We start from the raw sequence: 18582 nt of genomic DNA, 5'->3' as shown, positions 1-18582 counted from the left end.
CGCGGTCCCGGGCACGGGCCCCGTCCGGTCCTCCGACCGGGTGGGGCCCTTCGGGCTCCCGGACGCGCCACGGCGGCCCCGCCGCCCGCCCTGCCTAGCGTGGCCCGATGCCCCGCACCCCGATCGCCCTCGCCGCCGCCCTGACGGCCGCGCTCCTGCCCGTCACCGCGCACGCCGCGCCGTCCCCGCCGTCCGCGGGACCGTCCTTCGCCCGGGTGCCCCGCGACTGCGCCGACGGCCGTGGGCCCTGGAGCTGCCTCGCCGAGTGCGAGAGCGGCGGACGCTGGGACGCCAACACCGGCAACGGCTTCTACGGCGGACTCCAGTTCCTCCAGCCCACCTGGGAGGAGTTCGGCGGCCTGCGCCACGCCCCGCGCGCCGACCTCGCCACCCGCGACCAGCAGATCGCCGTCGCCCAGGAGGTGCTGGCCGTCCAGGGCTGGGAGGCCTGGCCCGCCTGCGCGAAGAAGCTCGGGCTCAAGGGGCGCATGCACACCGTGAAGTCCGGCGACACCCTCAGCTCGATCGCCCGCAAGTACGGCGTCCCCGGCGGCTGGCGGAGCCTGTACGCCCTCAACCGGGACACGGTCGGCGCCAGCCCCGACCGCCTCGGCACGGGCACCCTGCTCGCCCTCCCGTCGGGCGCCTCCCGCTCCGTCGCCCCCGGCCGGGCCCCGGCCGTCTTCGGGCCGCCGCTGCGGTCCGCCCCCTGACGGCCGCCCGCGCCGGGCGGCTCCGTCGGTGCGGGGGACCTGTGAGGGAAGCGTGTAATTCTCACCCGCCGTCAACGGCCGCAACCACCCGTGGAAACAGCCGTGAATGGATATTTCCAGCCTCTTGCGCGGTTGTTCCCGGGCCGCGCGGGGCCCGTATTCGGACCGTGCGGCGACGGGCCCAGGCGAGGGAATTCATAGCCCCCTGACAGTGCGCGGAAATGAGGTCCGCGCGGCCGGGAATGACATGAGGAACACGGCTTGAACCGCTCGATCGTGTGACGGAGTTCGACCGAAACGCGTGTCGTGATCCTGTGACAGAAGCGTGACCGTGAGGGGACGGGTGACCCAGGGCGACGGCCCCCGCTTCCCCGTCCGCCCGGCAGGGCCTAGCGTGGCCGTATGGCACCGATACCCACTCCGCAGCAGGAGCCCCAGGACAGTCCGGAGGGCTACGTCGGCCTCGACGCGGCCGACGCCGAGCGCCGCGCGCGCACCCGCGGCTGGACGACGGTGCGGTCCCTGCCGCCGGGCGCGATCGTCACGATGGAGTACCGGGCGGGACGGCTGAACTTCGAGGTGCGCGACGGGCGGGTGGCCAGGTCCTGGAAGGGCTGACGGCGACGCACACAGGCCCCGGTTCCGTGGTGGAACCGGGGCCTGTGTGCGCGGGCCGGGCTGTGCGTACCGCTCCCGCGGCTCGGTGACGGCCGGTCAGCCGCCCGGTACCGGACGGGCCGCCGACGTCGACGCGCCGCGCGGGACCCGGTCGGCGTGCGGGGGCCGGCGGCTGCCGACCGGGGTGACCGGGGTGCGTTCGGCGCGCGTGGTGTGCGGTCCCGGCGCCAGGTGGTAGGCGGGCGCGCGGGCGGCGCGTCCGGTGCCGCCGACCGCCTCGCGGGCCGCCGCGTCGTCCTGGGCCGGGGTGGTCCTCGGCTTGATCATGACCGGCGCGGCCACGGGGGCGGCCGGTGCGGGCGCCAGGGCGCCACGGCGGTCCCGCCAGCGGTCGCGCAGATCGAAGACGGCGACCTCGGCGCGGGCGATCAGCGGCTCGCACCAGGGCAGCGCCAGCAGGATCAGCAGCCCGGCGGCCCAGCCGAGCAGCACGTCGCTCAGCCAGTGCGTACCGAGGTAGACGGTGGCCATGCCGACGCCGAGCGACGTCACCGCGGAGAGCGCGGACAGCCAGCGGCGGGCGCGCGGGGTGGAGGCCAGATAGGCCAGGATTCCCCAGGTCACCACGGCGTTCGCGGTGTGGCCGCTGGGAAATATATCGCCGCCGAGACCCATCTCGTTCGAGCCGATGCTGGTCGCGTAGTGCGGCCCGAGCCTGCCCATGCCGATCTTCGCCGCGCCGACGGTGATGTTCAGCAGCAGCAGCGACACGCCGAGCGTGAGCAGTGGCCGCAGCGTGTGCTGACGCCAGGAGCGCCAGCCGAGCCAGGCCGCGACCATCACCGCGGTCGGACCGCGCTGGCCGAGGACCACGTAGTAGTCGACGAACCAGTGGATGCCCGCCCACTGCTGGTACGGCCGGAAGAACATGACCTGCCAGTCGAGGCGGACGAGCCACGACGTGATCACCACGGCCCACACGATCGCCAGGTAGAAGGCCAGGGTGCCGGCGAACAGCGCCACCCGGTGTCGGCTCATTCTGGGCACGTCGATGTGCGCCGGCCGTTCCGGCTCCCGGTCCAGCCTGGCGAACACCCGGTCCAGACGGGTGAGGTTTCGTTCGGTACGCACCCAATCGACGTTACAGCGAGTGAGCTCTGAACCCGGGCGAATCAGCGGCTTTGTGATGACGATGTGATGTGGGATTGCTCTCAGGACACGGTTTATCCCCTGTGAATCCGTAATCCCGGACGCCGCTCTCCTTCAATTCTTTTGATCGTTCCGGGGGGAAATTTTATCCTGCTTATGAATTCGTTCACCGAATCCTCGTCCTGGATTCTCCGCGTGCTCACCGGGCGTACTCGGACGATCAGGGCGGTCCCGACCCGTTCAGCCAGAACGCTCCGTACACCGCGGACGCCGTCGCGATCATCGCCAGCACCGTCGCCGACCTGCGCGTCCGCGTCCGGGCGAGGGCCAGGGCGAGCGGCAGCAGGAGGGGGAAGGCGGGCAGCAGGAGCCGCGGTTTCGAGCCGAAGTAGCTCGACGCGCAGAGCGCCAGCGCGGTGACGACGCCGGAGTACACCAGCAGCGGCAGCGGCTGGCGCCCGCGCACGCAGGTGACGTACAGCAGGGCCAGCAGGGCCACCCCGGCGACCAAGGCGGCCCCGGCGAGGGCCGACGGGAACGCGGAGAAGCGGGCCGCGACGAAACGGGCGAAGGCCCAGCCGCCGTCGAAGCCGTTGCGCCAGCCCGCCTGGACGTCCAGGTAGCCGAGCGGACCCCGCCCGGTGCGGTGGCCGACCCACAGCACGTAGCCGACGGCGCCCAGGGGCGCGAGCAGCATGCCGAGGGCGCGTGGGAGGAGGGGCGCGCCGGGGCGGAGTGCGGTGACGGCAGGGGAGGGGGCGTGCGACGAGGGACGCGCGCCGGTCGCGGTGACCGCGCTTCGGGTCTGCCCGAACGAGGGGGCCGGGAAAGCGACGGGGCCGGGCGCGGAAGGGGGTGACGGGGGCGCAGGGGTGGAGGCAGGCGGCAGGTGCGCGGGGGCGGTGGAAGGCGACGAGGGTGCGGAGGTGGCGGGAGGCGACGGGGGTGCGGGGGTGGCGGGAGGTGGCAGGGGTGGGGGAGGGGTCCGTCGGCGTTTCGTCGCGGCGGCTGGTCGGCGCTTCGTCCCGGTGGTCGTCGCGCGGTCGTGGACGAAGGACGCGACCGCCGCCGCCCAGATCGCCGCGGCCACCGCGACGCCCACCGGGCGGGTCAGCCCCGCCAGCAGCGCGAGCGAGCCCGCCGTCACCCAGCGGTCGGTCAGCACCGCGTACAGCGACCACGCGGCCAGCGCCGTGAACAGGGACTCGCTGTACGCCATCGACTGCACGATCCCGACCGGCAGCACCGCCCACAGCAGGACGGCGCACACCCCCGCGCGACGGCCGTGGAGATGGTCCGCGACCGCGAAGATCCCCCAGGCCGCCGCGAGCGAGGAGAGCAGCGCGACGACGAACCCGGCGTCGGCGTACGACAGCGGGCTCACCGCCGCGAGGCCCCGCTCCAGCCAGGGCAGCAGCGGGAAGAACGCCAGGTCCGCGTGGACGTCGCCGTTCGGCAGCCGCACCTCGTAGCCGTAGCCGCCGGACGCGACCCGGCTGTACCACAGGGCGTCCCAGCGCGCCGTCAACAACGTGTACGCGCTCTTGCCGCGCTCCGCGCTCCACAGGGCCAGCACCAGCAGCCCCAGGGCGCGGACGGCGGCGTACCCCAGCAGGGCGGGGGCCGCCGCACGCAGGGCGGCCGCCGGTCCGGCGCGCGTGTCGAGATCGTTCACAGGAACGATTATCGACGGCGCACGGTACCGGCCCGCCGGACGCACGGTGACCGGACGCCCCCGGAGTGGCGTACGCCACACGTGTTGCGCGTGATCTCTGAGAGGTCCGCCACGTGGCCGAAGCACGAACTCGCGTACATTGACGTGTCACTCGTGATCGTTGCGCGGGCCGGGGACCACCGCTCCTCTCCGGCCGAGGCACGGGGAGTCCCCACCCCGCGAAGCCCGCCGAGCACGAGGGAATCTGGGAGGTACGTACATGTCCGGGACGACCACGGCCGCCGCAGCGCTGCGCCGTCGGGCGGCCGGGGCCGGTGCCAACCGCTGGGTCGTCCTCGTCGTCCTCTGCGTGAGCCTGCTCCTGGTCGCGGTCGACGCGACCGTGCTGCACGTCGCGGTGCCCGCCGTCACCGAGGACCTCAGGCCCGGCGCGATCGAACTGCTCTGGATCGTCGACGTCTACCCGTTGGTCTGCGCCTCGCTGCTGATCCTCTTCGGCACGCTCGGCGACCGGGTCGGCAGACGCCGCATCCTGCTCCTCGGGTACGCCCTGTTCGGCGTCGCCTCGGGGGTCGCCGCCCTCGCCCACGACCCGCAGGTGCTGATCGCGGCCCGCGCGCTGCTCGGCGTCGGCGGCGCCATGATCATGCCGGCCACGCTGTCGATACTCCGCCAGGTCTTCCCCGACCGGCGGGAGCGCGCGGTCGCCATCGGCGTCTGGAGCGCGGTCGCGGCCGTCGGCGCGGCGGCGGGACCGCTCCTCGGGGGGTTCCTCCTCGAACACTTCTGGTGGGGCTCGGTCTTCCTCGTCAACATTCCGCTGATGCTGGTCAGCCTCCCCGTGGGCCGCCTCGTGCTGCCCGAGTCGCGCGGCACGGTCGACGGCCCCTGGGACGTCGTCGGCGCGCTGATGGCCGCCGCCGGACTCTTCGGCATGGTCCTCGGTGTGAAACGGCTCGGCGGCGGAGAGGCCGTGGCCAGCGTCTTCACCGTCGCGCCGCTGGTCGTGGGGGCCGTGCTGCTGGTCCTCTTCGTGCGGAGGCAACGGCATCGCGCGCATCCCCTCGTCGACCTGCGGATGTTCGCCAGGCCCGCGTTCAGCGTCTCCATCGGCTGCATCGTGCTGGCGATGCTCGCGCTGGTCGGCCTCGAACTGATCGCCGCGCAGTACCTGCAACTCGTCCTCGACCTGTCGCCCCTCCAGACCGGGCTGCGACTGCTGCCCCTGACCTTCGCGGCGATGGCCGCGGGGCTCGCCGGGGCGCGGGTGCTGCGGCGGTTCGGGCCGCGGCGGATGGTCTGCTCCGGGTTCTGTCTCACCGCCGTCTCCGTGGCGGTGCTGACCGCGATGGGCGGCTCCGACAACCCGGGGCTGCTGCTGTCCGGGTTCCTGCTGCTCGGGTTCGGGCTGGAGACGACGCTGTTCGGGGCGTACGAGTCGATGCTGAGCGAGGCGCCTCCCGCGCAGGCGGGCGGGGCGGCCGCGATCGGCGAGACGTCGTACCAGCTCGGGGCCGGGATCGGGATCGCGCTCCTCGGGAGCGTGATGAACGCGGCGTACGCGCCGGGACTGGCGTCCGTGGCCGGGGTGCCCGCCTCGGCGTCCGCGTCGGCCGGGCACTCGCTGGGCGAGGCGTACGACGTCGCCGGGCGGCTCGGCGGACCGGCGGGGGCCGCCCTGCGGATCGCCGCGCGCGACTCCTTCGTGCACGGACTCCATGTGACGCTGCTGGTGAGCGCGGGGCTGCTGCTGCTCGGCGCGGTGATGGCGCTGCGGTTGCCGCGGGTGATGCAGTGCGAGGCGAGCGGGGTCGTGGAGGTGCCCGGACCCCGTGAGGTGCCGGGGGGTTCGAGGGTCTCGGCGTAGGCACGCTGTGACGCCCGGGGTCCCGGCGCAGGCACGCTGTGCCGTGTCGTACGCCGTCCCGCGTCACATGCCGCCGCGCGTGGTGCTCCCCGCGCCACATGCTCCCGCGTCACGCGCTCCCCGTGTCGCGCCGTGCCGTGTTGTGGGTGGACGGGTCGGCGGGTGGGTCGTAACGTCGGGGGCGGTGTTTTTACTAGCGGTGCTAGTTTCTCGGTGGAAGGGTAAAGCATGGCCGCGTCCCCGAAGTTGCCCCCGTTCGACCCCGCGGACCCGCTCGGGATCGACGACCTCCTGGAGCCGGAGGACCTGGCCGTGCGGGACACGGTGCGGGCCTGGGCCAGGGACCGGGTGGTCCCGTACGTGGGCCGGTGGTACGAGGACGGCGAACTGCCGCAGATCCGTGAACTGGCGAGAGAACTCGGCGCTATCGGCGCCCTCGGCATGTCCCTCACCGGCTACGGCTGCGCCGGTGCGAGCGCCGTCCAGTACGGCCTCGCCTGTCTGGAGCTGGAGGCCGCCGACTCCGGCATCCGCTCCCTGGTCTCCGTGCAGGGCTCCCTCGCCATGTACGCGATCCACCGCTTCGGCAGCGAGGAGCAGAAGCTCGGCTGGCTGCCCCGCATGGCCGCCGGTGACGCCATCGGCTGCTTCGGGCTGACCGAGCCCGACCACGGCTCCGACCCCGCCGCAATGCGCACCTTCGCCAAGCGGGACGGCACCGACTGGGTCCTCGACGGACGCAAGATGTGGATCACCAACGGCTCCGTGGCCGCCGTCGCCGTCGTCTGGGCACAGACCGAGGGCGGCATCCGCGGCTTCGTGGTGCCCACCGACACCCCCGGCTTCTCCGCGCCGGAGATCAAGCACAAGTGGTCCCTGCGCGCCTCGGTGACCAGTGAACTCGTCCTCGACGGTGTGCGGTTGCCCGCGGACGCCGTCCTGCCGGACGTCACGGGGCTGCGCGGGCCGCTGAGTTGTCTCTCGCACGCCCGGTACGGCATCGTCTGGGGCGCCATGGGCGCCGCGCGGAGCTGCTTCGAGACCGCCGTCGACTACGCGAGGTCGCGGGAGCAGTTCGGTCGGCCGATCGGGGGCTTCCAGCTCACCCAGGCCAAACTCGCCGACATGGCGGTCGAACTGCACAAGGGGATCCTGCTCGCCCACCATCTGGGGCGGCGGATGGACGCCGGCCGCCTGCGTCCCGAGCAGGTCAGCTTCGGCAAGCTCAACAACGTCCGCGAGGCGATCGAGATCTGCCGCACGGCGCGGACGATCCTCGGGGCCAACGGGATCTCCCTGGAGTACCCCGTCATGCGGCACGCCACCAACCTGGAGTCGGTGCTGACGTACGAGGGCACCGTCGAGATGCACCAACTCGTCCTGGGCAAGGCGCTCACCGGACTCGACGCCTTCCGGTGACCCTGCGCGGGGGCAGGGCCGGTGAGCGGCCCTGCCTCAGCTCTGGTTGAAGAAACCGTCCGTGCGGTGCGCCGCCGGTTCGCCGCTGACGATCTCCGTGTCAGCGGGCGTGAGCAGGAAGACGCGGTTGGAGACGCGGTCGATGGACCCGCGCAGCCCGAAGATGAGCCCGGCCGCGAAGTCGACGACGCGCTTGGCGTCGGTCGCCTCCATGGCGGTGAGGTTCATGATGACCGGGACACCCTCGCGGAACAGCTCACCGATGGCGCGGGCGTCCCGGAAGCTGTCCGGGGTGACCGTGCCGATCCGGCGGCCCTTCTCCTCGGCGACGTCCGTGGCCACCTTGACCCGAGGGTCGGTGACCCAGGCGTCCCTGGGCTGCTCGGTCCCATCGGAGTAGTCGTCGTCGTAGTAACGCTCGTCATCGTTGTCGTCGACGAGGCCAAGCCAGGCACTTGCCTTGCGTACCGATCCCATGGACGCCTCCTCTCACAGCGGTCTTTCTTGCTTTCCGCATCCCTATGGTCATCCATGAAGCGGACGGCGTGCCAAGTGGTTAGACGCCGCGCGGGGGGTTTGTGACGGTACTGGTGCACAGCGAATACGTCGAGAGCCCGGATGCCCCAAGGGTCCTGTCCTACACCGCTGCTGACTGTGAGTGAAATATGATTCTTCACGGCGGACGGGTGACGGGCGGGGCGTACGGGTGAACGGAACACCCGGTGCGACGTGGTCCTCCGCCGCTTGATCGGATCGTCGGACGACGTGCGGGCCACGGGGGAGATCGGCATGTTCGGAATCGTCAGACCCTGCCGTCACCGGCTCGGTGAGCGGCTCACAGCCCAGTGGATGGCACATCTGTGCGGGCTCTGTCTCGCGCTGCGGGCGGACCACGGACAGTTCGCGCGGGTCGTCACGAACTACGACGGGCTGCTGCTCTCGGTCCTGACGGAGGCTCAGGCCGCGCCGGACGGCGGACGGCGGCGGACGGCGGGGCCGTGTCCGCTGCGCGGGATGCGCACGGCGTCTGTCGCCCGGGGCGAGGGCGCCAGGCTCGCGGCGGCCGTCTCGCTGGTGCTCGCCTCGGCGAAGGTGCGCGACCATGTCGCCGACGGGGACGGGATGCTGGCCCGCCGTCCGCTGGCCCTCGCCGCCCGCCGGGTGGCCGCGGGCTGGGACGCCGCCGGGGCCCGCGCCGGGGGAGCCGTCGGGTTCGACACGGCGGTCCTCGTCGACGCCGTGGACCGGCAGCCGGGCGTCGAGGCCCTCGCCGGGCCCGGGACTTCGCTGCTGACGGTCACCGAGCCGACCGAGACCGCCACCGCCGCCGCGTTCGCGCACACCGCGCAGCTCGCCGGGCGGCCGGGCAACGCGGCACCGCTCGCCGAGGCCGGGCGCCTCTTCGGACGGCTGGCCCATCTGCTGGACGCCGTCGAGGACCGGGAGGCGGACGCCGCGTCGGGCGCCTGGAACCCGCTGACCGCCACCGGCACCCCGCTCGCCGAGGCACGGCGCCTCGCGGGGGACGCGGTGCACGGCATCCGACTCGCCCTGCGGGAGGCCGAGTTCACCGACGCCGGGCTCGTCCACCGGCTGCTCGCACACGAACTCGGCGCCTCCGTCGACCGCGCCTTCGCCACCACCGGCACCGGGTGCGGCCACCCGCCCTCCGCGTCGGCCCCGAAGGCACCGCCGGGCGGCCCCCGGCGCCCCGGGGACCCCTGGGCGCCCGCGCCTCCTGAGCGGCCCGCACGCCCGCCGCGCGGCCTGCTGGCGGGCTGCGCGGTGTGGGCCGGGCTGGCCTGCACCTGCCAGTTGTGCTGCGGCGAGTACGAGAGTCCGTGGAGCCGGGAACCGCGCAGGAGCCCGTGCGAGAGGTGCTGCGACGGAGTGGACTGCTCCGATTGCTGCGACTGCTGCAATTGCTGTGACGGATGCGACTGCTGTGACGGCTGTGACTGCTGCGGGTGCGACTGCAGTTGCTGACCGCATGTCGTCGGCCGTTCCGGCCGGGGGCCGGGGCCTCGTCCGTCGTTCCGCCGTGGGCCGGGGTGTCGTCGGTCGTTCCGGCCGGGGTGCCCCTCCGCGGGGGTGTCCGGAGGTCCGGGAGACGTCGAGGGGCCGGTGGCGGTCCGAAATCCCGGACGGAGTGAACGGTCGCGGTCCCGCGGACGTACAGACGGAGAAGAACCACGCTCCAGCCGCCGGAAGGGAGCCAGGGACCATGTCCGGGTGCTCTGACAGGATCGTGCCGCTCGCCGTGAAGATCGTGGTGAGCGGTGGCCTCGGGGTCGGCAAGACCACGTTCATCAGGGCCATCTCGGAGATCGAGCCGCTCAGCACGGAGGCGGCGATGACCGAGGCGTCGCTCGGCGTCGACTCGCTGGACGGCGTCGAGTCCAAGACCACGACGACCGTCGCCCTCGACTTCGGGCGGATCACCCTCGATCCGTCGATCGCGCTGTACCTCTTCGGGACGCCGGGCCAGGCCCGCTTCGCGTTCCTCTGGGACGACCTCATGGCGGGCGCCCTCGGCACCGTCGTCCTCGCGGACACCCGGCGGATCGGGGAGAGCAGCTTCGCCGTCGACCACTTCGAGTCCAGGGGCCTGCCGTTCGTGCTCGCCGTGAACCGCTTCGACGGCGCCGAACGGCACAGCACCGGACAGGTGCGCGACGCCCTGCGGCTGAGCGACTCCGTGCCCGTCCTGGAGTGCGACGCGCGCGACCGCGGGTCCGTGCGGGACGTCCTCGGCACCCTGATGGACCGGGTCATCGGGGCGCGCGCCGACTCCGGCCCCGACTCCAGGACGGCGGCCCTGGTGCGCTAGTTCCGCAGCTCGGGCGGCGAGATCTCGGACTTCTTGATCGCCGAGCCCGAGGTGCCCCACTTCTCGAGGATCCGCGCGTACGTCCCGTCCGCGATCAGCTTGTCGACCGCCGACCGGAAGGCCGGGGCGAGCGCGGAGCCCTTCTTGAACGCGAACCCGACGTCCAGGCGGTGGAACTCGTTGAGGAACTTCACGCCGCTCTGCTGCGCCACCGCGTACCGCAGGCCGTTGATCGTGGACATCACGATGTCGCTGCGGCCCTGCTGGAGCGAGGACCAGATCGCGCCCGGTTCGCCGTAGGTCTGCACCCGGTACGCCTTCTTGCCCGCGTCCGCGCACAGGTGCTTGTTCTCCTCCAGGGTCGCCTCGAAGGTGGTGCCGGCGCCGGTCGCCACGTTCAGGCCGCACAGCTGCCGCAGGTCGGTGACCTTGCCGAGCCCGCTGTCCGCGCGGGTGGCGAAGCCCTGGCCGTCGTTGATGTACGTGACGAAGTCGATCGTCCGGCGCCGCTCGTCGGTCACCCCGAAGTTGCTCGCGCCGACGTCGTACTTGCCGCTGTCGAGCGCGGGCAGGATCGCCTCGAAGCTGGCCTGCTCGGTCTTCAGCCTGACGCCGAGGACCTTGGCGACGGCCTCGGAGAAGTCGACGTCCTGCCCGGTCAGCGTCGTGCCGTCGTCGAGGTAGGTGGTGCCGGGCGGGCTGCCGCCGACGCTGATCGCGAGGGTCAGTCCGGTGACACCGGACGGCAGCAGCCTCGCCGACGCCGGGTCCTTCGCGATGCCGGAGACCACGTCCTCGGTGGGGATGCTCGCCTCCGCGGACGCCTTGCCCGCGGAGTCGGCGGCGGGGCCCGCGCCGCAGGCGGTGAGCAGCAGCGCGGAGACCAACAGGGCGCAGGGGGTGAGGAATCGGGTGCGGGCGCGCGGAAGCGGGCGCATGGATGCTGTCTCCTCGGAAGGGGAGGACGAAGAAAGGGGGAGAGAAAACGCGAGCGCGGAGGAACGCGAGCAGAGAGAAAAAAGGGGAGCGCGAGGGGAGAGAAAAAGGGGAGCGCGAGGGGAGGGGGCGCGTGTGAAGGCGGAGAAGGGGTGCGCTGAAGGCGTCCTGCCCGGTCAGCGGACCGGGCGCGCGGCGGGTCGGCTCAACAGGAAGAGGACCACACGCGACCGAAGTCGATGTGGGAGCGCGTGACCAGCCACTGCTGTGGATGCATGGGCCAAGTGGAACAGGTCTCCGGTTCCCCGTCAACGGCATGAGACGCACCGCCCACATCATGGACACCCTTGACAGTGGGGGGAAACGGCGCCGTACAGTCGGCGGACGGCCCTGCTGAGGGGCTCGGCCGTGACGCGCCGCAGAGCGCGTCCGTGTGAAGGCACCACCCGTGTTCGACCTACGTCACGGAGTCTTCGCATGCCTTCCGACACCCTCGCCCACGCCCCCGTCACCGCGCCGCCCGCCGACGTCCTGCCGATCGTGCCGCGCCGCCGCCACGGGCAGTGGGCCGCGGCCGTCGCCGTGCTCGTGCTGCTCGCCCTCGGCGTCGACTCCGTCCTGCGCAACGACGCCTTCCAATGGGACGTCGTCGCCGCCTACTTCACCTCCGACTCGGTGCTGCGCGGACTCTGGCTCACCCTGTGGCTCACCGCCGTCGTGATGGTCCTCGGCTTCGGCCTCGGCACCCTGCTCGCCGCGTGCAGGCTCTCCGCCAACCCCGTTCTGCGCGCCGTCAGTTGGGGATACGTGTGGCTGTTCCGTTCGATACCGATCCTGGTGCAGCTCCTGCTGTGGTTCAACATCGGCGCCCTCTACCCGGTGCTGTTCGGCGTGAAGACCGTCGACCTGCTGGGCCCGGTGACCGTGGCGATCGTCGGACTCACCCTGCACGAGGCCGCCTACGCGGCGGAGGTGGTGCGCGGCGGCATCCTCTCCGTCGACCCCGGGCAGATCGAGGCCGCCCAGGCGCTCGGCCTGAGCCGCGGGCGGCGCTGGCGGCGGATCGTGCTCCCGCAGGCGATGCGCGCCATCGTGCCGCCCGCCGGGAACATGCTGATCGGCACCCTCAAAGGCACCTCCATCGTGAGTGTCATCGCCGTCAACGACCTCCTGTTCTCCACCCAGTTGATCTACCACCGCACCTACCAGGTGATCCCGCTGCTGATGGTGGCCACCCTCTGGTACACGGTCGTCACCTCGGTGCTCTCCGTGGGTCAGCACTACGTGGAGAAGCACTTCGCGCGCGGAGCGGAGCGCACCCGATGAGGTCCACCCTGGTGATCGTCGGGGCCGGTCCGCGGGGGACCGGTCTCATCGAGCGGATCGCCGCCAACGCCCCCGAGCTGTACGACGGTTCGGGACTCGACATCCACCTCGTCGACCCGTACCCACCGGGCGGCGGACGCATCTGGCGGCAGGCGCAGTCACCGCTGCTGTGGATGAACTCGCACGCCGAGGACGTCACCATGTTCACCGACGAGACGGTCGCCATGGCCGGTCCGGTGCGCGAGGGACCCACGCTGCACGAATGGGCCGGTGTCCAGGGCCGGTTGTTCGCCGACCGGCGACTCCAGGGCGACTACCTGAGCTGGGTGCACGAACAGGCCGTCGCCGCGCTGCCTGACACCGTCACCGTCCACCACCACGCCCGGCGCGCCCTGCGGGTCGAGGGCACACCGGAGGGCCGCCAGCAGGTGTGGCTCGACGGCCGCCCGCGCCCGCTCCTCGCCGACCTGGTCGTCCTCACCCTCGGCCACCTCGACGCCGAACTCGACCCGGAACAGACCGCGTTGGCCGCCTACGCCGACACCCACGGCCTGGTGCACCTGCCGCCGGACTTCACCGCCGACAGCGACCTCTCCGCGCTCCGCGCCGGCGAACCCGTCCTGGTCCGCGGCTTCGGCCTGGCCTTCGTCGACCTGATGGTGCTGCTCACCGAGGGCCGGGGCGGGCGCTGGGACGGCGACAGCTATCTGCCGTCCGGGCGGGAGCCCGTCCTGTACGTCGGGTCCCGGCGCGGAGTCCCCTACCACTCGAAGATCGGCTACGACTGGACCGGCGAACGGCCCCCGCTGCCGCGGTTCTTCGGGCCCGCCCAGATCGACGAACTCCTCGCCCGGCCGGACGGCTTCGACTTCCGCGCTGACATCTGGCCCGCGGTGGAGAAGGAACTGGGGTTCGCCCACTACCACCGGCTGTTCGGCGTCCACCCGGAACGCACCAGCGTGGCCTGGGACGTCTTCGAGGCCAAGTACGCGGCGGCCGAGGGCCCGGCCGAACGGGACGCCCTGATCGCCTCCGCCGTCCCCGACCCCGCCGACCGCCTCGACCTGACGGCACTCGACCACCCCCTGGAGGGCGTGCGCTACGGCTCCTTCGAGGAACTCCAGGACGGACTGCGCGCCTACGTCGAAGCGGACCTGAGCCGCCGTCACGACCCGGACCACAGCCCGGACCTGGCGGTGTTCCTCGGACTCCTCTCCGTCTACGGCCAGTTGATCCGGCTCGGCGGGATCGGCCCCTGGTGGCACGGCTTCTTCAGCTACCTGGCGTCCGGACCGCCCGGCCCCCGGTTGCGCCAGCTCCTGGCCCTGTCCCGCGCCGGGGTCGTCAAGTTCCTGGGCGCCGACACCGTCGTCACCGCCGAGGACGGGGTGTTCCGGGCGTCCAGCGCCTCGGTGCCGGGGGCCGCCGTCGAGGCCCGCGCGCTGGTCGAGGCGCGGCTGCCCGAACCGACGCTCGGCCGGGCCCGGGACGGCCTGCTGCGCGCCCTGCACGCCGACGGCGCCGCCGAGACCCCCGACGGACTGCTGCGCGTCGACCCCGCCGACGGCCGGGTCCTGGACCGGGACGGACGGCCCACCCCCGGCGGTTCGCCCTCGGGCCGTACACCGACGCCCGCGCGCCCGGCGCCTTCACCCGGCCGCGCACCGGCGGACCCGCCTTCCGGCAGAACGACGCGACGGCCCGGGTCGTCCTGGAGTTCCTGCGCGGACCGGGCCCCGCCGGGACCCCGTGAACCGCCCCGGCGGCCGTCCGCGCCGCCGACTCCACCGCCGTTCCGCCTGCTTCGAGGGGTGCCCGCGATGAGCGTCATGGTCGACATCAGGTCCGTCCACAAGAGCTACGGCACGCTCGACGTGCTCAAGGGCGTCGACCTCCAGGTCCGCGCGGGCGAGGTCACCGTCGTGCTCGGCCCGTCCGGTTCCGGCAAGTCGACGCTGCTGCGGACCGTCAACCACCTGGAGAAGGTGGACCGGGGCACGATCAGCGTCGACGGCGAACTGATCGGCTACCGGCGCTCCGGCGGCAAGCTGCACGAACTCCCCGAGCGGGACGTGCTCCGACAGCGCACCCGGATCGGGTTCGTCTTCCAGAACTTCCACCTCTTCCCGCACCTGACCGTGCTGGAGAACGTCGTCGAGGCACCGGTCAACGCCCGCAGACGCCCCCGCGGGGAGGCCGAGGCGCACGCCCGCCGACTGCTCGACCGGGTCGGTCTCGCCGACAAGGCCGACGCCTACCCGCGCCGTCTGTCCGGCGGCCAGCAGCAGCGCGTCGCCATCGCCCGCGCGCTCGCCCTGGAGCCCAAGCTGCTCCTCTTCGACGAACCGACCTCCGCGCTCGACCCCGAACTCGTCGGCGAAGTCCTCGACGTCCTCCGGGACTTGGCGCGCACCGGCACGACGATGATCGTCGTCACGCACGAGATCGGCTTCGCCCGGGAGGTCGCCGACACGGTGGTGTTCCTGGCCGACGGCCGGATCGTCGAACAGGGCCCGCCCGCCGCCGTCCTGGACGCCCCGGAGCACGAACGCACCCGCGCCTTCCTGTCCAAGGTCCTCTGACCACCCGCCCCACCCGCGTTTCCCGCGACCCGTCCTCACGGTCCCCCTGCGCGCGGTCCGCCCGGCTCCGCCGACCTCCGGAAGGTTCCCATGACCCCAACGCACGGTCGGGGGCTGCTGCACCTGGCCGCCGCCGTCGACCACGAAGCCGCCTACGACGGCGGCCGTCACGTCGAGTCGGCACGGCTCGCCGAGCGCGGCGGGCTCGACTTCGTGACCCTCGGCGACTCCTCCGGTCGCCCCGGACCCGACGCGCTCGCCGTGCTCTCCCGGGTGGCCACCGCGACCACCCGGATCGGCCTGGTGCCGACCGTCACGACCACCCGCACCGACCCCTTCCGCGTGCAGGCGGCCCTCGCCACCCTCGACTGGGTGAGCCGGGGCAGGGCCGGTTGGTGGATCGACGTGTCGCCCACCGAGGACGAGTCCCGCCCGTCCGGCCGCGCAACCGCCCCGTCCACCGCCGAGTTGTGGCGGTCGGCCGGTGAAGTCGCCGACGCGGCGGCCTCGTTGTGGGACGGCCGGGAGGACGGCGCCGAGATCCTCGACGCGGTGGGCGCCCGGCGCGTCGACCGGGGCACACCGCACCCCGCCGACCACACCGGCACCGGGTTCCCGGCCCGGGGCCCCTCCCGTGTGCCGCGCCCGCCGCAGGGCCACCCCGTGCGCCTCGTGGACGCCACCGAGGAACCGGCGAGGGTCGTCGCCGCCCGCTGCGCGGACGTCGCCCTGGTGCGGGCCGCCGACCCCGAGCGGGCGCGCGCCGCACGGGAGCGACTGCGGGCGGCGGCAGCGGAGTCGGGGCGCGACCCGGACGGGCTGCGGGTCCTCACCAGCCTCCTGGTCGACCTCGGTGACGGCGAGCGCGCCGCCGAGCGCGGCCACGGCGGCGGAGGACCCCGGCAGACGGCACGCGGGCCGCTCTACCGGGGCGGCCCGGTGGACCTGGCCGAGCTGATCGCGCGGTGGCACACGGCCGGTGCCGTCGACGGCTTCCACCTCGTCCCCGTCGAGCCGTGCCGCGACCTGGAACGGCTCGTCAACGGCACGGTGGCGCTGCTCCAGCACCGGGGCCTGTTCCGCACCTTCTATCCGGGCAGCACCCTGCGCGAACACCTCGCCCTGCCCCGCCCCGCGAACCGGTACGCGGCCACGGCGGACGGAACACCATGACGCCGGGCGGCCGCACGGAACGGGGTGGCCGGTGAACGGGCGGTGGGACGGGGTCGGGTGGGGTGTTGGCGGGCGGTGGGTGGCGGGGGTCTGTGGGGCGCGGTGTCGGCGGGCGGGGTGGTGCCGTGGGGCGCGGTGTTCGGGGGAGGTCGGTCGACGTGCGCTGGCGCGCGGGCGGGGTCGGGTGGGGCGTTGACGGGTGGTGGGGGTCTGTGGGGCGCGGTATCGGTTGGAGGTCGGTCGACGGGCGCTGTCGCGCGGGCGGGGCCGGGGCTGTGCGGGGCGCGGTTCCGGGCGTATCCGGCGCTTCTCCCGGCCCGGTGGCCCGTGCGAGCGGGGTAGTTCGATGACCGCGCGGCCGCGTCGGCGCGTGCATCTCGCGGTGCAGTTACCCGGCGCCGATGCCCTTGCCGGGTGGACCGATCCCCGGCCCAGGGCCCGGGTGCGGTCGCCTGCTCCACGGTCATCGACGTCCTCGCCTTTGTCTTCGACGTCCCCGTCGCCGTCCCGGTCGCCGGTCGAGTTCGCGGCCTTCGCGCGGCTCGGGCGCACCGCCGAGCGCGGCCTTTTCGACTTCCTCCTGCTCGACGAGGGGGCGTGGCCGTGTGGCTGTCCGGACCGGGGGCGCGACCTGGACGCCGTCGGCCGACCCGAGCCTCTCACCACGCTGGCCGCGCTGACCGGCGTCACCGAGCGGCTCGGGCTCGCAGCCACGGTGGACGCGCGCTGCACCGAGCCGTACGCGCTCGCCCGCGCGCTGGCCACCGTCGACCACCTCAGCGGTGGCCGCGCCGCCTGGCACCTGGCGTCCTCCCACGACTGCTTCAGCGCGGGCGACTTGAACCACGGCGGCGCCGAACTCCAGCAAGTGGTCGCCGGGTTGTGGGACTCCTGGCCGCCGTCCGAAGGGGCCGCAAGGGAGTTCACGTACAACGGGCGGCACTTCGACGGCACGGGTGCGTTCACCATGCCGCGTCCGCCGCAGGGGCGTCCGGTGCTGATCCGGGCCGGGGACTCCCCGGAGGAACGGGAGCGCGCCGCCGCCCACGCCGACGTGGTTGTCGTCCGGCACGGCACCCTGGAGGAAGGGCGCGCCCACTACGCCGACGTGAAGCGGCGGTCGGCGAGGTACGGACGTGGTCCCGACGACCTGAAGGTGATGGCCGGTGTCGGCGTCGTCCTCGGCGACACGGCGGCCGGGGCACGGGAGAGGGCCGCTGTCGGCAGACGGCGGGAGGTGTCGCCCCGGCACGCGATCCTCGCCCTGGAGCGGATCTGGGGCACCGACCTCTCCTCCTACGACCCCGACGGACCGCTCCCCGACTTCGATCCGGTGCCCGCCTCCGGGAACGCCGGGGAGTCGACCGGGCGCGGGGACGCCGTCGCGCTCGCCGAGAAGTGGCGGGCGCTGTCCCGGGAGAAGGGGCTGTCCATCCGGGAGACGGTGATCGAGGCGGGCGGGCGGCCCTCGATCGTCGGCACGGCGGCGACCGTCGCCGGGGAACTCGACCGGTACGTCCGGCAGGGGGCGGCCGACGGTTTCGTCCTCCTCCCGGGGCACGCGCCGGGCGGCCTCGACGAGTTCGTCGACCGGGTGGTGCCGCTGCTCCAGGAACGCGGGGTGTTCCGCCGGAGGTATCGGGGCACCACCCTGCGCTCGCACCTCGGGCTGCCTGATCCAGCGGGGGAGGAGGGGCGATCGGAGGGGCGCGGAGGGTTGAGCGAGGCGGTTGAGGGTTGAGCGGAGTGGTTGAGGGTTGAGGGCACGGCGGGGGTTGACCAGGTCGACGACGGGTTGATCGAGGCGGTGCTTAACCCATCTCAACCGCGCGGCCCCATCTCCCGAGGATCGTCGGAGTCAAACGCCCCCGGGGGCTTCCGAACTGAGCAGCCAAGCACCGGTGGAACTCCTGCTGGCGGGTCACCGCGCGCATTGGTGGACGATTCGGACGGACTAGTTCCGGACACCGCCGGGGTCCGGACGGCCGATGGCGGACGGACGCGCCGGACGCCTCGCGCGGGTGTCGGTCCGGGCGCGGGCGGCGATCACCGGCGTCGAACTCCGGCTGGTCGGCGGTGTGGAGCGGGTCCCGGAGGGCCGATCGACGCACCCGCGGCAGGAGTCGGCGGCACCCTTCCGCGACGGCGGCCGGGTCGTCGAGGACCCCCGGCGCACCACCCCGCCCCGACGCGCTCACCGCAGGGCTCGGCACGGTGCCGTGCACCCCGTGCCGGGGCTCGCGGCGGGCATGGCGGGGACCGCTTCGGCGGGGCCGGGCCGGTGCCGTCCGGGG

Annotated in this window: 15 protein-coding genes and 1 pseudogene; 12 read left to right on the top strand and 4 right to left on the bottom strand. The window is 73.3% G+C overall.

The genetic code is table 11. The features are described 5' to 3' along the window. The first annotated feature begins 107 nt into the window (after nucleotides 1-107). The gene (locus GA0115242_RS09010) at nucleotides 108-713 is read left to right on the top strand and encodes a LysM peptidoglycan-binding domain-containing protein (RefSeq protein WP_093826383.1); all 606 of its coding nucleotides are present in this window, start codon (nucleotides 108-110) and stop codon (nucleotides 711-713) included. A 402-nt stretch (nucleotides 714-1115) separates the two neighbouring features. Then, nucleotides 1116-1331 carry an I78 family peptidase inhibitor gene (locus GA0115242_RS09005; protein ID WP_093826381.1) on the top strand — a complete coding sequence of 72 codons (216 nt, stop codon included), beginning with the start codon at nucleotides 1116-1118 and terminating at the stop codon, nucleotides 1329-1331. 96 nt (nucleotides 1332-1427) lie between these two features. Here the strand turns inward: GA0115242_RS09005 and GA0115242_RS09000 are convergent, their stop codons facing one another. Together GA0115242_RS09000 and GA0115242_RS08995 are read right to left on the bottom strand one after the other, a co-directional pair. Further along, the gene (locus tag GA0115242_RS09000) at nucleotides 1428-2462 is read right to left on the bottom strand and encodes a phosphatase PAP2 family protein (protein ID WP_093826379.1); all 1035 of its coding nucleotides are present in this window, start codon (nucleotides 2460-2462) and stop codon (nucleotides 1428-1430) included. Nucleotides 2463-2700: 238 nt separating this feature from the next. Beyond that, nucleotides 2701-4155 (bottom strand): hypothetical protein, encoded by a 1455-nt coding sequence (locus GA0115242_RS08995; protein WP_256089392.1) that lies wholly within the window; start codon nucleotides 4153-4155, stop codon nucleotides 2701-2703. 259 nt (nucleotides 4156-4414) lie between these two features. On the opposite strand from GA0115242_RS08995, the gene GA0115242_RS08990 reads away from it, so the two are divergent. Together GA0115242_RS08990 and GA0115242_RS08985 are read left to right on the top strand one after the other, a co-directional pair. After that, nucleotides 4415-6022 carry an MFS transporter gene (locus GA0115242_RS08990; protein WP_093826377.1) on the top strand — a complete coding sequence of 536 codons (1608 nt, stop codon included), beginning with the start codon at nucleotides 4415-4417 and terminating at the stop codon, nucleotides 6020-6022. A gap of 228 nt (nucleotides 6023-6250) precedes the next feature. After that, nucleotides 6251-7441, top strand: coding sequence for an acyl-CoA dehydrogenase family protein (locus GA0115242_RS08985; protein ID WP_093826375.1), 1191 nt, complete (start codon nucleotides 6251-6253; stop codon nucleotides 7439-7441). 36 nt (nucleotides 7442-7477) lie between these two features. Here GA0115242_RS08985 and GA0115242_RS08980 read toward each other — a convergent pair whose 3' ends face one another. Then, nucleotides 7478-7918 carry a cell division protein SepF gene (locus GA0115242_RS08980; protein ID WP_093826373.1) on the bottom strand — a complete coding sequence of 147 codons (441 nt, stop codon included), beginning with the start codon at nucleotides 7916-7918 and terminating at the stop codon, nucleotides 7478-7480. Between the two features lie 312 nt (nucleotides 7919-8230). Between GA0115242_RS08980 and GA0115242_RS08975 the strand changes: the two genes are divergently transcribed. Together GA0115242_RS08975 and GA0115242_RS08970 are read left to right on the top strand one after the other, a co-directional pair. After that, nucleotides 8231-9427, top strand: coding sequence for a DUF5685 family protein (locus tag GA0115242_RS08975; protein ID WP_093826452.1), 1197 nt, complete (start codon nucleotides 8231-8233; stop codon nucleotides 9425-9427). A gap of 238 nt (nucleotides 9428-9665) precedes the next feature. Continuing rightward, complete coding sequence (locus GA0115242_RS08970; protein ID WP_093826371.1) at nucleotides 9666-10271, top strand: GTP-binding protein; 606 nt, start codon at nucleotides 9666-9668, stop codon at nucleotides 10269-10271. On the opposite strand, the gene GA0115242_RS08965 is transcribed toward GA0115242_RS08970, so the two are convergent. Continuing rightward, a complete protein-coding gene (locus tag GA0115242_RS08965) occupies nucleotides 10268-11209 on the bottom strand; it encodes an ABC transporter substrate-binding protein (RefSeq protein ID WP_093826369.1) in 942 nt (313 codons plus the stop codon). The two genes, GA0115242_RS08970 and GA0115242_RS08965, sit on opposite strands and share 4 nt — an antisense overlap. A gap of 475 nt (nucleotides 11210-11684) precedes the next feature. Between GA0115242_RS08965 and GA0115242_RS08960 the strand changes: the two genes are divergently transcribed. The 6 genes and pseudogenes from GA0115242_RS08960 to GA0115242_RS41235 all read left to right on the top strand — a co-directional run. Beyond that, nucleotides 11685-12533 carry an amino acid ABC transporter permease gene (locus GA0115242_RS08960; protein WP_093826367.1) on the top strand — a complete coding sequence of 283 codons (849 nt, stop codon included), beginning with the start codon at nucleotides 11685-11687 and terminating at the stop codon, nucleotides 12531-12533. Further along, nucleotides 12530-14286: pseudogene (locus tag GA0115242_RS41240) on the top strand (FAD/NAD(P)-binding protein). The gene GA0115242_RS08960 and the pseudogene GA0115242_RS41240 overlap by 4 nt, the downstream one beginning before the upstream one ends. Before the next feature lie 67 nt (nucleotides 14287-14353). After that, nucleotides 14354-15115: an amino acid ABC transporter ATP-binding protein gene (locus GA0115242_RS08950; protein WP_093826364.1), complete on the top strand. Its 762-nt coding sequence runs from the start codon at nucleotides 14354-14356 to the stop codon at nucleotides 15113-15115. A gap of 90 nt (nucleotides 15116-15205) precedes the next feature. Then, entirely contained in the window at nucleotides 15206-16288 is a 1083-nt protein-coding gene (locus tag GA0115242_RS08945; RefSeq protein ID WP_093826363.1) for an LLM class flavin-dependent oxidoreductase, read from the top strand. A 346-nt stretch (nucleotides 16289-16634) separates the two neighbouring features. Then, nucleotides 16635-18029, top strand: coding sequence for an LLM class flavin-dependent oxidoreductase (locus GA0115242_RS08940; RefSeq protein WP_093826361.1), 1395 nt, complete (start codon nucleotides 16635-16637; stop codon nucleotides 18027-18029). Between the two features lie 247 nt (nucleotides 18030-18276). Further along, nucleotides 18277-18582: hypothetical protein (locus tag GA0115242_RS41235; protein WP_218088635.1), on the top strand; the 306-nt coding region annotated here is incomplete at its 3' end.

The sequence above is a fragment of the Streptomyces sp. SolWspMP-5a-2 genome (assembly GCF_900091845.1).
GTDB lineage: Bacteria > Actinomycetota > Actinomycetes > Streptomycetales > Streptomycetaceae > Streptomyces > Streptomyces doudnae.
The sequence above is the reverse complement of the archived record's forward strand: the minus strand, read 5'-3'. Positions and strand labels throughout refer to the sequence as shown.

Excerpts from the sequence above, each read along its gene's own strand:
- GA0115242_RS09010 (WP_093826383.1), top strand. The coding sequence starts at position 108 with ATGCCCCGCACCCCGATCGCCCTCGCCGCCGCCCTGACGGCCGCGCTC.
- GA0115242_RS09005 (WP_093826381.1), top strand. The coding sequence starts at position 1,116 with ATGGCACCGATACCCACTCCGCAGCAGGAGCCCCAGGACAGTCCGGAG.
- GA0115242_RS08990 (WP_093826377.1), top strand. The coding sequence starts at position 4,415 with ATGTCCGGGACGACCACGGCCGCCGCAGCGCTGCGCCGTCGGGCGGCC.
- GA0115242_RS08985 (WP_093826375.1), top strand. The coding sequence starts at position 6,251 with ATGGCCGCGTCCCCGAAGTTGCCCCCGTTCGACCCCGCGGACCCGCTC.
- GA0115242_RS08980 (WP_093826373.1), bottom strand. The coding sequence starts at position 7,918 with ATGGGATCGGTACGCAAGGCAAGTGCCTGGCTTGGCCTCGTCGACGAC.
- GA0115242_RS08975 (WP_093826452.1), top strand. The coding sequence starts at position 8,231 with ATGTTCGGAATCGTCAGACCCTGCCGTCACCGGCTCGGTGAGCGGCTC.
- GA0115242_RS08970 (WP_093826371.1), top strand. The coding sequence starts at position 9,666 with ATGTCCGGGTGCTCTGACAGGATCGTGCCGCTCGCCGTGAAGATCGTG.
- GA0115242_RS08965 (WP_093826369.1), bottom strand. The coding sequence starts at position 11,209 with ATGCGCCCGCTTCCGCGCGCCCGCACCCGATTCCTCACCCCCTGCGCC.
- GA0115242_RS08960 (WP_093826367.1), top strand. The coding sequence starts at position 11,685 with ATGCCTTCCGACACCCTCGCCCACGCCCCCGTCACCGCGCCGCCCGCC.
- GA0115242_RS08950 (WP_093826364.1), top strand. The coding sequence starts at position 14,354 with ATGAGCGTCATGGTCGACATCAGGTCCGTCCACAAGAGCTACGGCACG.
- GA0115242_RS08945 (WP_093826363.1), top strand. The coding sequence starts at position 15,206 with ATGACCCCAACGCACGGTCGGGGGCTGCTGCACCTGGCCGCCGCCGTC.
- GA0115242_RS08940 (WP_093826361.1), top strand. The coding sequence starts at position 16,635 with ATGACCGCGCGGCCGCGTCGGCGCGTGCATCTCGCGGTGCAGTTACCC.